The sequence below is a fragment of the Shewanella sp. K8 genome (genome assembly GCF_028823715.1).
Taxonomy (GTDB): domain Bacteria; phylum Pseudomonadota; class Gammaproteobacteria; order Enterobacterales; family Shewanellaceae; genus Shewanella; species Shewanella algae.
In genome coordinates, this window is sequence record NZ_JAPEHY010000022.1 from 19,156 (window position 1) to 32,893 (window position 13,738).

13 protein-coding genes are annotated in these 13,738 nt (G+C 49.2%); 8 read left to right on the forward strand and 5 right to left on the reverse strand.

Translation table 11 applies throughout. The annotated features are described in order from the left end of the window. Positions 1 to 703 precede the first annotated feature (703 nt). Positions 704 to 1,039: a Grx4 family monothiol glutaredoxin gene (locus ON072_RS12870; protein ID WP_025011618.1), complete on the reverse strand. Its 336-nt coding sequence runs from the start codon at positions 1,037 to 1,039 to the stop codon at positions 704 to 706. Between the two features lie 221 nt (positions 1,040 to 1,260). Between ON072_RS12870 and sodB the strand changes: the two genes are divergently transcribed. From sodB to ON072_RS12890, 4 genes are all read left to right on the forward strand, one after another. Then, entirely contained in the window at positions 1,261 to 1,845 is a 585-nt protein-coding gene (gene sodB / locus ON072_RS12875; protein WP_025011619.1) for a superoxide dismutase [Fe], read from the forward strand. A gap of 265 nt (positions 1,846 to 2,110) precedes the next feature. Next, a complete protein-coding gene (locus ON072_RS12880) occupies positions 2,111 to 4,045 on the forward strand; it encodes a PrkA family serine protein kinase (protein WP_025011620.1) in 1,935 nt (644 codons plus the stop codon). 52 nt (positions 4,046 to 4,097) lie between these two features. Then, on the forward strand, positions 4,098 to 5,366 hold the full coding sequence (locus ON072_RS12885) for a YeaH/YhbH family protein (RefSeq protein ID WP_187575545.1): 1,269 nt from the start codon (positions 4,098 to 4,100) through the stop codon (positions 5,364 to 5,366). Between the two features lie 12 nt (positions 5,367 to 5,378). Continuing rightward, positions 5,379 to 6,899 carry a SpoVR family protein gene (locus tag ON072_RS12890; RefSeq protein ID WP_144166636.1) on the forward strand — a complete coding sequence of 507 codons (1,521 nt, stop codon included), beginning with the start codon at positions 5,379 to 5,381 and terminating at the stop codon, positions 6,897 to 6,899. A gap of 75 nt (positions 6,900 to 6,974) precedes the next feature. On the opposite strand, the gene fadR is transcribed toward ON072_RS12890, so the two are convergent. Beyond that, positions 6,975 to 7,694, reverse strand: coding sequence for a fatty acid metabolism transcriptional regulator FadR (gene fadR / locus ON072_RS12895; RefSeq protein ID WP_219013018.1), 720 nt, complete (start codon positions 7,692 to 7,694; stop codon positions 6,975 to 6,977). A 321-nt stretch (positions 7,695 to 8,015) separates the two neighbouring features. Here fadR and nhaB point away from each other — a divergent pair, with 321 nt between their 5' ends. After that, the gene (nhaB, locus tag ON072_RS12900; protein ID WP_025887756.1) at positions 8,016 to 9,605 is read left to right on the forward strand and encodes a sodium/proton antiporter NhaB; all 1,590 of its coding nucleotides are present in this window, start codon (positions 8,016 to 8,018) and stop codon (positions 9,603 to 9,605) included. 139 nt (positions 9,606 to 9,744) lie between these two features. Next, positions 9,745 to 10,257, forward strand: a complete 513-nt coding sequence (gene dsbB, locus ON072_RS12905; protein WP_219013017.1) for a disulfide bond formation protein DsbB — start codon at positions 9,745 to 9,747, stop codon at positions 10,255 to 10,257. Positions 10,258 to 10,345: 88 nt separating this feature from the next. Here dsbB and ON072_RS12910 read toward each other — a convergent pair whose 3' ends face one another. Genes ON072_RS12910 through ON072_RS12920 form a run of 3 tightly spaced genes read right to left on the reverse strand, consistent with a single transcriptional unit; the run spans position 10,346 to position 12,114 of the window. Next, the gene (locus ON072_RS12910) at positions 10,346 to 10,786 is read right to left on the reverse strand and encodes a YcgN family cysteine cluster protein (protein WP_025887752.1); all 441 of its coding nucleotides are present in this window, start codon (positions 10,784 to 10,786) and stop codon (positions 10,346 to 10,348) included. 47 nt (positions 10,787 to 10,833) lie between these two features. Further along, positions 10,834 to 11,811 carry a lytic murein transglycosylase gene (locus tag ON072_RS12915; RefSeq protein WP_045283829.1) on the reverse strand — a complete coding sequence of 326 codons (978 nt, stop codon included), beginning with the start codon at positions 11,809 to 11,811 and terminating at the stop codon, positions 10,834 to 10,836. A gap of 15 nt (positions 11,812 to 11,826) precedes the next feature. Next, complete coding sequence (locus ON072_RS12920; protein ID WP_025011626.1) at positions 11,827 to 12,114, reverse strand: YcgL domain-containing protein; 288 nt, start codon at positions 12,112 to 12,114, stop codon at positions 11,827 to 11,829. 122 nt (positions 12,115 to 12,236) lie between these two features. Between ON072_RS12920 and minC the strand changes: the two genes are divergently transcribed. Both minC and minD read left to right on the forward strand, forming a co-directional pair. Beyond that, entirely contained in the window at positions 12,237 to 12,902 is a 666-nt protein-coding gene (gene minC, locus ON072_RS12925) for a septum site-determining protein MinC (protein WP_028781479.1), read from the forward strand. A gap of 26 nt (positions 12,903 to 12,928) precedes the next feature. Next, on the forward strand, positions 12,929 to 13,738 hold the full coding sequence (gene minD, locus ON072_RS12930) for a septum site-determining protein MinD (RefSeq protein ID WP_261752593.1): 810 nt from the start codon (positions 12,929 to 12,931) through the stop codon (positions 13,736 to 13,738).

Sequence of the window (13,738 nt, forward strand, 5' to 3'; positions counted from 1 at the left end):
TTAAACTCCCTTACTTCCTGGTTTGTTTTTATTTTCACCGCGCTTATTAACACGGCGTTGCCAAGATACTGTCGCCTCGTTTCAACATCGTCAATAACAGGATTTTAATCTGACAAACCCGCAAATGTTTAATTTATGTTTTACATTTGTTTTATTTAATGACAAATAGAACCCACCTATCCTACAGCGAATAGATATGCAGCCAATTACCGAGAGTTGTTAAAAAATAAACTTTGATTTTTTGTTAATTTTCAGCATATTAATTAACATTACCCATCTCGCAAAGTGTGATGGGTGTCACACTTTTAATTATTTCCACACTGATACATCACAGTAAATAGTCGAAATTTTTCTCAATACAATTCCCTGCCTTGAATCATCGCAAAAGCCTTAATTGCATATACAACAAGCCTGACCAGTCACATTTGGTAAGTAATAAAACGATACAGATAATACATTTGTTGCAATCTTGTTTTGTTTTGAGGTTACCCCAAACTGCTTTGGTAGTCTTTTATGCTGCAAACAACAGGATTTAATCGGCAGATAAGTGGCCAATAAAACAAAAATCAGAGTAGATTGTTAAAATGAAAGGTAATTTAAGATGATGACACCTATCGAAGATAGGCGCGCAAAAACGGGCAGAAAAAAGGCCGGAATATATCCGGCCTCATCTTTTAAATGCTTAAAGGTACTGAAATTAACCTTAGGCTTCATCCTGCTTGTACTTGGCAGCAGTGTCCTTGATCAAGGTCTGTAACTCACCTTTTTGGTACATCTCGGTCAGGATATCGCAACCACCGACCAGCTCACCTTCAACCCACAACTGAGGGAACGTTGGCCAATTGGCATACTTGGGCAGTTCAGCACGGATATCAGGATGCTGCAAAATATCAACAAACGCGAACTGCTCGCCGATATTGATCATGATTTGAGCCACCTGAGAGGAAAAACCACAGCTGGGTAATTTGGGCGAACCTTTCATGTAAAGGATGATGGGGTTTTCAGCGATTTGCTGCTTAATTTTTTCAACAGTTTCCATTTACGTTCCTGAGTACGACACTATATTTGATTCACTATTGTACGCGAGAGAAACGCAGAACAAAATCACACTATTTGTAAGGTTATTTAGTCATTTGATTTTTCAATGATGTCAATCTGCTCAATCACTCAAACAATGATTCACTTCACAAATTTTATCGGTACAATAGATGGCAGTGAGCAAGTCTGAAAATGATAAACCAAGTCCATGGAGAGATACTAATGGCTTTCGAATTACCTGCATTACCATATGCCAAGAACGCACTGGAACCCCACATTTCTCAGGAAACCATCGAATACCACTACGGTAAGCACCACAACACTTACGTGGTTAAGCTGAACGGTCTGATCGAAGGCACTGAATTTGCCGGCAAGACCCTGGAAGAGATCGTAAAAACCTCCAGCGGCGGTATTTTCAACAACGCCGCTCAGGTTTGGAACCACACTTTTTACTGGAATTGTCTGGCGCCTAACGGCGGCGGCGAAGCCACTGGTGCTGTAGCCGAAGCTATCAATGCTGCTTTCGGTTCTTTTGAAGCCTTCAAGACTCAGTTCACTGAGTCTGCTGTCAACAACTTTGGTAGCGGCTGGACCTGGCTGGTTAAAAAGGCTGATGGCACTGTCGCTATCGTTAACACCAGCAACGCGGCCACTCCGCTGACTGATGCTTCAGTGACCCCACTGCTGACCGTTGACGTTTGGGAGCACGCTTACTACATCGACTACCGTAATGTTCGCCCTGACTACATGGCGCACTTCTGGCAGTTGCTGAACTGGGACTTTGTTAACCAAAACTTCGCCGGTTAATAATACTCAAACTGAGTGCCTGAAAAGGAGCCTTATGGCTCCTTTTTTATTGCCCATAAGCACTCTCCAACAAGCCGACCGCACATCAACAAGCTCACCCTCCGGCAGCAATTCACAAGTGCAACTATTGCTTTTGCAACTATTTGCCTTTGTTTTTATTTATGTTTTTTGACATGAAGCATGAATTAGTGTCTAAGATTAATGGTAGGCAACTGCTAAAGACAGTTCCCTTCCCAGACATATTTGGCGTTTCAGGGGGTTTAAAATGGGCATATTTGAGCACTACCAACAGCGCTATGAGAAGAAACTCGATGAAGAATACACATTACAGGAGTTTCTCGATATCTGTAAGCAAGATCGCAGCGCCTACGCTTCGGCTGCAGAAAGACTGCTTATCGCCATCGGCGAGCCGGAAGTGGTCGACACTTCCAAGAATCAGGTTCTGAGCCGGATATTTTCCAACCGCTTAATCTCTCGCTATCCCGCGTTTAAAGACTTCTACGGCATGGAAGATGCCATAGAGCAGATAGTCTCCTACCTTAAACACTCGGCCCAAGGGCTGGAAGAATCCAAGCAGATCCTCTATCTGCTGGGACCTGTCGGTGGCGGTAAATCTTCGCTGGCAGAGAAGCTCAAGGCTTTGATGCAGCAAGTCCCCATCTATATTCTTAGCGCCGATGGAGTCAGAAGTCCGGTCAACGACCACCCTTTCTGCCTGTTTGATGCCGAGGAAGATGGCAAGTTGCTGCAGGAAGAATACCAGATCCCGACCCGTTACCTGCGCAGCATAATGTCGCCCTGGGCGGTCAAGCGCTTGCATGACTTTGGCGGCGATATCTCCCGCTTCCGGGTCGTTAAGGTATTCCCTTCGGTGCTGGATCAAATTGCCATCGCCAAGACTGAACCCGGTGATGACAACAACCAGGATATCTCTTCTCTTGTGGGCAAAGTCGACATTCGCCAACTGGAGCACTTTGCCCAGAATGATGCCGATGCCTACTCCTATTCAGGAGCACTGTGCCGTGCCAACCAGGGTTTAATGGAGTTTGTGGAGATGTTCAAGGCGCCGATCAAGGTGCTGCACCCACTGCTGACCGCCACTCAGGAAGGTAACTATAACGGTACCGAAGGCTTATCGGCCCTGCCCTTTAACGGCATTATTCTGGCTCACTCCAACGAGTCTGAATGGAGCAGCTTTAAAAATAATAAAAACAATGAAGCCTTCCTCGACCGTGTTTATATCGTTAAGGTGCCTTACTGTCTGCGCGTGTCGGAAGAGATCCAGATTTACCGCAAGCTTATCGCCAATTCAGAACTGACCAAGGCGCCCTGTGCCCCAGGCACACTGGAGACCTTGGCTCAATTCAGCGTGCTCTCAAGGATCAAAACCCCGGAGAACTCCTCTGTCTACTCCAAGATGCGGGTCTATGACGGTGAAAGCCTCAAGGATACCGATCCCAAGGCCAAGTCTTACCAGGAATATCGAGACTATGCCGGGGTCGATGAGGGGATGCACGGACTGTCGACCCGCTTCGCGTTCAAAATCCTCTCCAAGGTCTTTAACTTCGACCACTCTGAAATTGCCGCCAACCCGGTGCATCTCTTCTATGTACTGGAGCGGCAGATAGAGCAAGAGCAGTTCCCTTCCGATACCGCAGAAAGGTATATGGAGTTTCTGAAGGGCTATCTGATCCCTAAATATGTTGAGTTTATCGGTAAGGAGATCCAGACCGCTTATCTGGAATCTTACTCGGAATATGGTCAGAACATCTTCGACCGCTATGTCACCTATGCCGACTTCTGGATCCAGGATCAGGAATACAGAGACCCGGAAACCGGCCAACTGTTTGACCGGGCCGCACTCAACGCCGAATTGGAGAAAATTGAAAAGCCGGCCGGGATAAGTAATCCCAAAGACTTCCGCAATGAGATAGTCAACTTTGTGCTCAGGGCAAGGGCCAATAATGATGGCAACAACCCGCAATGGACCAGCTATGAGAAACTCAGAACCGTGATAGAGAAGAAGATGTTCTCAAATACGGAAGATCTCCTGCCGGTCATTTCTTTCAACGCCAAGACCTCCACAGACGATCAGCGCAAGCATGATGATTTTGTCAATCGTATGATGGAGAAAGGCTACACCAAGAAACAGGTGCGCCTGTTGTCCGAGTGGTACTTACGGGTACGTAAGTCCTCATAGCTGTGCCCTTTCCGGGGCTTTCGGGCCCCGGTATTTGCTTTGGGAGGTGCGTATGGCGAACTTTATCGACAGGCGGTTGAATGCCAAAGGAAAGAGCACGGTTAACCGTCAGCGGTTTATTAACCGTTATAAACAACAAATTAAAAAAGCGGTTAGTGATGCCGTCACTCACCGTAGCGTCACAGATGTCGACAAGGGAGAAAAAATCAGTATCCCCACCAAGGACATCAGCGAACCCGTATTCCATCAGGGTCGCGGCGGCGTCCGTGAGCGAGTGCATCCGGGCAACGACCAGTTTACCCGCGGCGACAAGATAGACAGGCCTCAGGGAGGCGGCGGTGGTGGCAGCGGCAAGGGCGATGCCTCGGACTCAGGCGAGGGTCAGGATGACTTTGTATTTCAAATCTCCAAAGATGAGTACCTCGAGCTCTTGTTTGAAGATCTTGAGTTGCCCAACCTGCAGAAAAACCGCCTGAACAAACTGGTGGAATATCAAACTTACCGAGCCGGTTATACCAATGATGGTGTGCCCTCAAATATCAATATCGTCCGCTCTTTGAGATCCTCTCTGGCGCGGCGCACCGCCATGTCCGCAGACAAGAAACGGCGACTGCATGAACTGGAAAACGAACTGGCAGAGTTGGAAAACACTCCGGGTGCCAGTGCCGAGCGGATATTGCAGCTCAAAGAGGAGATTGAAGAGCTTAAACAGCGCATCGCCAAGGTGCCCTTTATCGACACTTTCGATCTGCGCTACAACAACTTTGCCAAGCGGGAAGTGCCCACCAGTCAGGCGGTGATGTTCTGTCTTATGGATGTCTCCGGCTCCATGGATCAGGCCACCAAGGATATGGCCAAACGCTTTTATATATTGCTGTACCTGTTTCTGACCCGCACTTATAAGAATCTTGAGGTCGTTTATATCCGTCATCATACCCAGGCCAAAGAAGTGGATGAACACGAGTTCTTCTACTCCCAGGAAACGGGCGGCACCATAGTTTCCAGTGCACTGAAACTGATGTACGAAATTCAACAGGAGCGTTATCCGGCCAATGAATGGAATATCTATGCCGCCCAGGCATCCGATGGTGACAACTGGGCCGATGATTCACCCACCTGTTATCAGATCCTCGAAACACAACTGCTGCCCGTAGTACGCTATTTCAGCTACATAGAAATCACCAACAGGGCGCATCAGACGCTCTGGCGTGAATATGAAACCCTGCAAAAACAATTCGACAATATGGCGGTACAACATATTCGTCAGGCAGAGGATATCTATCCCGTATTCAGAGAGTTGTTCAAGAAGCAGGCGGTTTAGGGGGAAGCGATTATGAGCAAAAAGAAAACACGCCAGCCATTGAGTGACGGGCCTGAATGGACTTTTGAGCTGCTGGAAACCTATGAAAAGGAAATCGCCCGGGTCGCGGAGCATTATCGTCTGGGGACCTATCCCAATCAGATAGAGGTGATCACCGCCGAGCAGATGATGGACGCCTACGCCAGCATAGGCATGCCCATAGGGTATACTCACTGGTCCTTCGGTAAGCGTTTTATCGAAACCGAGCAGGGTTACAAGCGCGGCCAGATGGGGCTGGCCTATGAGATAGTCATCAACTCCAACCCCTGTATCGCCTATCTGATGGAGGAAAACACCCTCACCATGCAAGCCTTGGTGATAGCTCACGCCTGCTTTGGCCATAACAGTTTCTTCAAAAACAACTACCTGTTCCGCACCTGGACAGATGCCGGCTCCATCATTGATTACTTGGTCTTTGCCAAGCAATACATCAGTGAATGCGAGCGTAAATATGGCATAGATGAGGTGGAAAACCTGTTGGACTCCTGCCACGCCCTGATGAATTATGGCGTCGACCGCTACAAGCGCCCAACAGAAATCTCGTTTCGTGAAGAGCAGGCACGCCAGAAAGAGCGCGAGGCCTATCTGCAAACCCAGGTCAACGATCTCTGGCGCACCATCCCCTCTCAGCAGACCAAGGAGGAAGCCAAACAGCAAAAACGTTTTCCGTCAGAGCCACAGGAAAACATTCTCTACTTTATCGAGAAGCACGCTCCGCTGCTGGAGCCCTGGCAACGGGAGTTGGTGCGTATCGTACGCAAGATGGGGCAGTATTTTTACCCGCAACGCCAGACCCAGGTGATGAACGAGGGCTGGGCCACCTTCTGGCATTACACCTTGCTCAACCACCTCTATGACGAAGGTCTGGTTACCGACAGATTTATGTTGGAGTTTTTACAGAGTCACACCAATGTGGTGGCTCAGCCCCCCTACAACAGCCCTTATTACAACGGCATTAACCCCTATGCCCTGGGGTTCAATATGTTCTGCGACATTCGCCGTATCTGCGAACAGCCAACAGACGAGGATAGATATTGGTTCCCGGATATCGCCGGCAGCGATTGGTTGAAAACGCTGCATTTCGCCATGGAAAACTTCAAGGATGAAAGCTTCATCAGCCAGTATCTTTCCCCCACCATCATCCGCAAGTTCAAGCTGTTTGGTGTGCTTGATGATGAAAGCAAAAACTATCTGTCGGTATCTGCCATTCATGATGAACAGGGATACCGGGAGATCAGGCAAATTTTGTCTTCACAATATAACCTGTCCAATAATGAACCCAATATCCAGGTTCATAATGTCATGGTCAATGGCGATCGCTCGCTGACACTGAGGTACATCCCCAGCAAGGGCATCCCTCTGGCAGACAGTTGCCGGGAAGTGCTCAAACACCTGCACCGGCTTTGGGGCTTTGATGTCACTCTGGAGCAGAAAGAAGATGATGGCGAGATAAGAGTACTGGCCTCGTGTCCGGACAGAAGCGAATTAATCTAGCATAGAAAATCCTGGACAATAAAAAAGACCGCCGATAGCGGTCTTTTTTATTATGTGCCAACGGATCATCGGCAACTATTGATTGTCCTGGGCCATCTCCAGCGGCATGGCATCGCGCAGTTTCTGCCACATAATGCCACTGTCGATACCGTAAGCGCGCATCAAAGCAGGCACCTGGGTATAGTTTTTATCTTTAGCCAGGATTTCAAGCTTTTGATAGAAGGCCAGTGCCAAGGCTCTTGCTTCCTGACTGCTGAAGTAGTAGCGCCCGACTCTGGCATACAGCCCCTTGAAACCATTGAGGATCAGCACGTACAGCGGGTTACCTGATGAAAACGCCAAGGTGTGATGCAACTGGTAATCAAATTCGGCATAGGCCTCGGCATCATCTTCCAGCTCGTGGATTTTTGACAGCACTTCCACCGCCGTATCAGGATTATGTCGCAGTGCGCCACGGAAGTAGATGGCACTGACATTGGTTCTGGCCGACAGCAGTTGGTCAACCAATACCGGAAAACCTTCGGGATTCAGATCGGCAATGGTCTCCAAAATATTCAGGCCAGAGGTTTCCCAGAAATTATTCACCCGGGTGGGTTTGCCATGTTGAATCGTCAACCAACCGTCACGGGCCAAACGCTGCAGCACTTCCCTGAGGGTTGTACGGGTCACACCTATCAGCTCTGATAATTCCCGCTCCGCAGGAAGTATGGAGCCGGGGGGAAATTTATTTTCCCAGATTGAACGCACTATATATTTCTCTGCAAAACTTGCAGGTCCTTTGGCATTGATTATCATCAGCCCGGTTTTCCGATTGTTAGCATTATTCTGGCCACAGATCATACCAGAGCGACGAAAAATGAAAACCACCAGATCACTGATGAAAAATCCCACCCTGCCAAGCTCTCAAAAACCGCTATAAAAGTGACCAGGTTCAAATCAGTTGTCACTGAATTTTGCGTTAGAGATCCGCTTTTTGAAATCCCTGTATACCCTAATCATTACATTGAGTTTATCTTTAGGCTAGACTGAACTACGCAAATTTTACCGTTCGTCAACCAAAGACGTAACTACCACACTTAATAACAGATTCACTTATAACAGATTAGAGAGGAAGACATGCCTGCTACACCGATTCAGGCTTTTATGAGTAACTTCTTGGGCAACTCGCCCAAGTGGTACAAGCTTGCGATACTGATTTTTCTTATCATCAACCCGATACTCTTCAGTATCAACCCCTTTGTTGCGGGCTGGTTTTTGGTCGTGCAGTTTATCTTCACTCTGGCCATGGCGCTTAAATGCTATCCTCTGCAACCCGGTGGTTTATTGGCGATTGAGGCCGTGTTTATCGGTATGACCAGTCCCAGCCAGGTACTGCACGAGATTGAAGCCAACCTCGAAGTACTGCTGCTATTGGTATTCATGGTGGCCGGTATCTACTTTATGAAGCAGTTGCTGCTTTATGTATTTACCAAGATGATCACCAAGGTGCGTTCCAAAATGGTCGTATCCCTGATGTTCTGTGTTGCCTCAGCCTTCCTGTCTGCGTTCCTCGATGCCTTGACTGTTATTGCGGTTATCATCGCTGTAGCAGTCGGTTTCTACTCCATCTATCATAAGGTCGCATCCGGTAAAGATTTCAGCGCCGATCATGACCATACCTCTGACGGGAATGACCAGCTTAACGCCCAGGAGTTGGAAGACTTCCGGGGCTTCCTGCGTAACCTGTTGATGCACGCCGGTGTCGGTACCGCCCTCGGTGGTGTGTGCACCATGGTAGGTGAGCCGCAAAACCTGATCATCGCCGCCCAGGCTAACTGGCAGTTCTCTGAATTCGCCTTGCGGATGTCACCTGTGACTGTACCCGTATTCTTTGCCGGTATCCTCACCTGTGTCTTGGTGGAAAAATTCCGTATCTGTGGTTATGGCGCCCAACTGCCAGACGCTGTACACAAAATTCTGGTGGAATTTGCCGCCCATGAAGATGCCCACAGAACCAGCAAAGATAAGATGAAGCTGGTTATCCAGGCTCTGGTCGGTGTATGGCTGATTGTCGGTCTGGCCTTCCACCTGGCATCGGTTGGTCTTATTGGTCTTTCAGTTATCATCCTGACCACAGCCTTCAACGGTATTACCGATGAGCACGCTCTGGGTAAAGCCTTCGAAGAAGCCCTGCCCTTTACCGCTCTGCTGGCAGTATTCTTCGCCGTGGTGGGTGTGATTATTGACCAAGGCCTGTTTGCTCCTGTTATTCAATGGGCTCTCGGCTTTGAAGGCAATATGCAGCTGGTTATCTTCTATGTTGCCAATGGCTTGTTGTCCATGGTCAGTGATAACGTGTTTGTGGGTACCGTTTATATCAACGAGGTGAAAGCCGCGCTGATTGATGGCCAAATCACCCGCGATCAGTTTGACCTGCTTGCCGTTGCCATCAACACAGGAACCAACCTGCCATCAGTGGCTACCCCTAACGGTCAGGCGGCCTTCCTGTTCCTGCTGACTTCCGCTCTGGCTCCCCTCATTCGTCTCTCTTATGGCCGCATGGTATGGATGGCACTGCCTTACACTATCGTGTTGTCCATTGTTGGTGTACTGGCAATTGAGACAGGTTTCCTGGAGCAGATGACCCAATACTTCTACGACTCAGGCATGATCCTGCACCACAGTGCCCAGGAAGTACTGGGTAAGGGTGCGGCCGTAGGCCATTAGTCTATGTATTGACTGAACCTTTTGGTTTCAGTAGAGTCCAAAAAACGCCCCTCTAGGGCGTTTTTTTATGGGTGTCATATCCATCTGAGGAGTTACCCCACCTCGCCTTGGACTGATGGGTAATCAATGGAGAATAGTTTTGACAGCAATGATACGTTTCGCCCACTCCCGCATGGCCTGGGGAATTCTGGCGCTCAGCGCCCTGTCTCTGGAGCTGGCTGCGTTGTACTTTCAACATGTGATGCAGCTCGAACCTTGCGTCATGTGTATCTACCAGCGTTTGGCCGTATTGGGATTGCTGCTGGCCGGCATCATAGGCTTTCTTGCACCGAGTGTACGTCCAGTGCGACTTGTGGCGGCCTTGCTGTGGGGGTTAAGCGCCAGTTGGGGGCTGAGATTGGCCATTGAACTCAACGATATGCAGCAAAACCCATCGCCTTTTTCCACCTGTTCATTCCTGCCGGACTTCCCCTCCTGGATGCCACTGCATGAATGGCTGCCTTCGATATTTATGCCAACAGGCATGTGCACTGATATTCCCTGGAGCTTTATCGGCATCACTATGTCGCAGTGGATGATTGTTGCTTTTGCCACATATCTGGTAGCACTGATGCTCTATGTTGTACCTATTCTGAGCAAGGGCCGTAACTAGGTATTCAATTCAAGCTAGCGGGTTTCCTATAAACATAAAAAAGCCAAACAATCGTGTTTGGCTTTTTACTCTTGATGTCTGGATGACATCAATCCAAGTCCTTCAGTGGCCAGAGTACAATATGATCTTCAAGATCGCGCACTTTACTCTCGCAAAGCGTCTTGCCCTTCACCGACATCCCTACTTCGTGCATCGCATCCTTGGAGCCGGTCAAAAGTGGGTGCCAGGAAGGCAATGGCCGCCCCAGATACAGACGCCGATAAGCACAACTATCCGGCAGCCAGTCCAGCTCACCGATATTCGTCGCCGTCACCGCGGTGCACAGAGGCACAAATTCAAAGCGTTTTTCATAGTGAATGCAGCTGCAGTCTTTATCAGACAACAATTTGCAGGCCGCATTGGTATAGTAAAGCTCATCGGTTTCATCATCGATGAGCTTATTGAGACAGCATTTCCCACAGCCATCACAGAGAGACTCCCACTCATCCGGAGTCATTTCGGCCAGGGTCTTGGTTAACCAGAAGGACATAAATTTGTTGGTTCGTTCTTGAAAGCTTGCGTGATGGCTATTTTACACTATTTCCGGGGTGGATACTTGATCCGCTCGGAAAGATAAGCCGCCGCCAAAGCGAAATAGTCTGAATTTTGCCAGCTTCGCAAGGCGCGGTAGTTCTGGTATACCAGATAGTGCCTTCCGGTGACACCATCTGGCATGATCAATGAAACTTGCATATCGGTCCGGCCAGGCAGATCGCCGCCATCGTAACGACGAACGCCCAACTGCTGCCAATGGCTGAAACTCGCCTGATAATCCACTCCAAGTTGGCTGTTCTCTATGGACTCGGGCGCTTTGACCTGGCGTCCCCAGGTTTGGGTGTCATCCCAGCCCGTTTGCTGCAGGTAGTTGGCCACAGATGCCAAGCCATCGGCAAAGCTGTTCCAGATATCGATCTTGCCATCACCGTCGCCGTCGCTGCCGTATTGCAGATAGGCGCTTGGCCTCAATCCTAAAGGCCCCATGGCACCGGTACTCGAGCCCTTGAGCTCGTTAAAGTCGAGCGATTGTGACGCGAGAATTTTCAGCGCCGCAAAAAACTCATCGCGGTAAACCTCTTGTCCCTCATAGGCCAGTGACGCCGTCACGGAAAGCACAGGATAACCGCCCTGCTGATTGCCAAAATCCGACTCGAGCCCCCAAAGGGCCAGAATAAACCTGGGCTGCACCCGATATTGTTTACCAAGTTTGACCAGCAGCGGTCGATATTCTTCGGCCAGTACCCGACCCTTTACCACCATCTCCTCACTGATCGCCTTGGGGATATAGTGCTCCAGATCCTTTGGCGGTTCGGGGGCTGTCTTGTCATCATTGGAGGCCTTTTTAAACAATTTTATCTGGCTGAAGGCCTTATCCAATACGAGTTGATCTATCCCTTGCGTTGCTGCGTCCTGTTTTAATTTATCAAGATACAGCTCAAAACTGCCTTCGGTCGCTGCACAGACATTGGTCAGCGACGCGCCCAGCAGCGAAATAAACACCAGGGAAAGTCTATCCATAAAACGCGTTATTCCTTAAGCAGAATGATCATCCAGGCCCTTGCTGCGTCTCAGCTCCTTCAGCATATCCACCTGCGGTGGCGGCAATTGCAAATAATAGCCCTTTTCCGCCAGTTCTGCTTTTACCTTGTTGATATCGGCGATACCCAGTTGCTGCCTTTTCTGCAGCGGCAACAGCATTACCAGTTGTGGCGGCCCAAATACCTGCATCAAGGGAGCAGGTACATCATCAAACTGGCCTTTCTTGTTGACGAATAAATAGGTGTCGGCTTTTTTCAGGCTCTTATAGACAGCACAGATCATAATTGTATCAATTTCCATGGGTTCAAACTTGCCACTCATCAGGGCACACTATAACATGGACGCCTTGGAATATAACGCTGTCACGCAATCTGACTGCTCATTTTCTGGAGAATGACGCCGGGATGCCAAAACCTAGTCTAGAGCTAAAGGGCTCTTCTTTTACGCTCTCTGTACTTCATATCAATACCCCAGATCTGGACGCCCTTTTTAAAGAGCTCGATGGCAAGCTCGCCCAGGCTCCCCAGTTTTTCCTCAACGCTCCACTGGTGCTCAACTTAAGTCAAGTCAACGGCACGGACATAGATCTCAAAGGGCTGCGCCAGGGACTGACCGAAAGACAACTGGTGATAGTTGGTGTGACTGCCGCCGATAAGGCACTCAATGAAGCCGCCAAGGCGCAGGGATTGGCCAGCATCAAAGCCGGGAAACAGTCGGAATTGCCACCGCCCCCCCCGAGAGTCACCAAGATAGTCAAACAAAACGTGCGCTCCGGGCAACAAATCTATGCCAAAGACGGTGATTTAATCGTTTTTGGTGCAGTAGGGAATGGCGCAGAAGTCATTGCAGATGGTAGCATTCATGTATACGGGGCACTGCGTGGTAAGGCAATGGCTGGAGCCAGCGGTGATAAACATGCCGTGATCCTGGCCCAGTCCATGGAAGCTGAACTGGTTTCGATTGCGGGACAGTACTGGTTGACTGAAAACCTGCAGCAACACTGTACCGCCAAGAGTGGTTGTATCAGGCTCAGCGGTGAGTCATTAATCGTTGAATCGCTGCCCGGATAAGGCAGATGGAAAGGATAAAATAGAACATGGCACAAATTATTGTTGTCACCTCAGGTAAAGGCGGTGTGGGCAAAACCACATCGAGCGCGGCTATCGCTACCGGCTTGGCGCTTAAAGGACACAAGACTGTTGTTATCGATTTTGATATCGGCCTGCGTAATCTGGATTTGGTCATGGGCTGTGAGCGTCGGGTTGTTTACGATTTTGTCAATGTCATCAACGGCGAGTCCAATCTGAACCAAACGCTGATCAAAGATAAACGCTGCGATAAACTGTTCGTTTTACCGGCTTCCCAAACCAGGGACAAAGATGCCCTGACCAAAGAAGGTGTCGGCAGGGTACTTGATGATTTGAGCAAAGACTTTGACTACATCATCTGTGACTCTCCGGCAGGTATTGAAACCGGCGCCATGATGGCACTCTATTTTGCCGATATTGCCATAGTGACAACCAACCCTGAGGTCAGCTCGGTCAGAGACTCAGACAGGATCCTTGGCATGCTGCAAAGCCGTAGCCGTCGTGCCGAGCAAGGGCTTGAGCCCATCAAGGAATATCTGCTGCTGACTCGCTACTCCCCTGCCAGAGTGAAAACCGGCGAAATGCTCAGTGTGGAAGATGTGCAGGAAATTCTCGCAATACAACTGCTCGGAGTTATTCCTGAGTCTCAGGCAGTGCTCAAGGCTTCCAACTCAGGGGTGCCGGTGATCATAGATCACGACAGCGATGCCGGACAGGCCTACGAGGACACTGTGGCTCGTCTGCTGGGTGAAGAGCTTCCGCTGCGTTTCGTCGCGGAAGAGAAGAAGGGATTCCTTAAACGAATATTTGGTAGCTAA

Coding starts and splice junctions, on each gene's coding strand:
- ON072_RS12870 (WP_025011618.1), bottom strand. CDS start 1,039: ATGGAAACTGTTGAAAAAATTAAGCAGCAAATCGCTGAAAACCCCATC.
- sodB (WP_025011619.1), top strand. CDS start 1,261: ATGGCTTTCGAATTACCTGCATTACCATATGCCAAGAACGCACTGGAA.
- ON072_RS12880 (WP_025011620.1), top strand. CDS start 2,111: ATGGGCATATTTGAGCACTACCAACAGCGCTATGAGAAGAAACTCGAT.
- ON072_RS12885 (WP_187575545.1), top strand. CDS start 4,098: ATGGCGAACTTTATCGACAGGCGGTTGAATGCCAAAGGAAAGAGCACG.
- ON072_RS12890 (WP_144166636.1), top strand. CDS start 5,379: ATGAGCAAAAAGAAAACACGCCAGCCATTGAGTGACGGGCCTGAATGG.
- fadR (WP_219013018.1), bottom strand. CDS start 7,694: ATGATAATCAATGCCAAAGGACCTGCAAGTTTTGCAGAGAAATATATA.
- nhaB (WP_025887756.1), top strand. CDS start 8,016: ATGCCTGCTACACCGATTCAGGCTTTTATGAGTAACTTCTTGGGCAAC.
- ON072_RS12910 (WP_025887752.1), bottom strand. CDS start 10,786: ATGTCCTTCTGGTTAACCAAGACCCTGGCCGAAATGACTCCGGATGAG.
- ON072_RS12915 (WP_045283829.1), bottom strand. CDS start 11,811: ATGGATAGACTTTCCCTGGTGTTTATTTCGCTGCTGGGCGCGTCGCTG.
- ON072_RS12920 (WP_025011626.1), bottom strand. CDS start 12,114: ATGATCTGTGCTGTCTATAAGAGCCTGAAAAAAGCCGACACCTATTTA.
- minC (WP_028781479.1), top strand. CDS start 12,237: ATGCCAAAACCTAGTCTAGAGCTAAAGGGCTCTTCTTTTACGCTCTCT.
- minD (WP_261752593.1), top strand. CDS start 12,929: ATGGCACAAATTATTGTTGTCACCTCAGGTAAAGGCGGTGTGGGCAAA.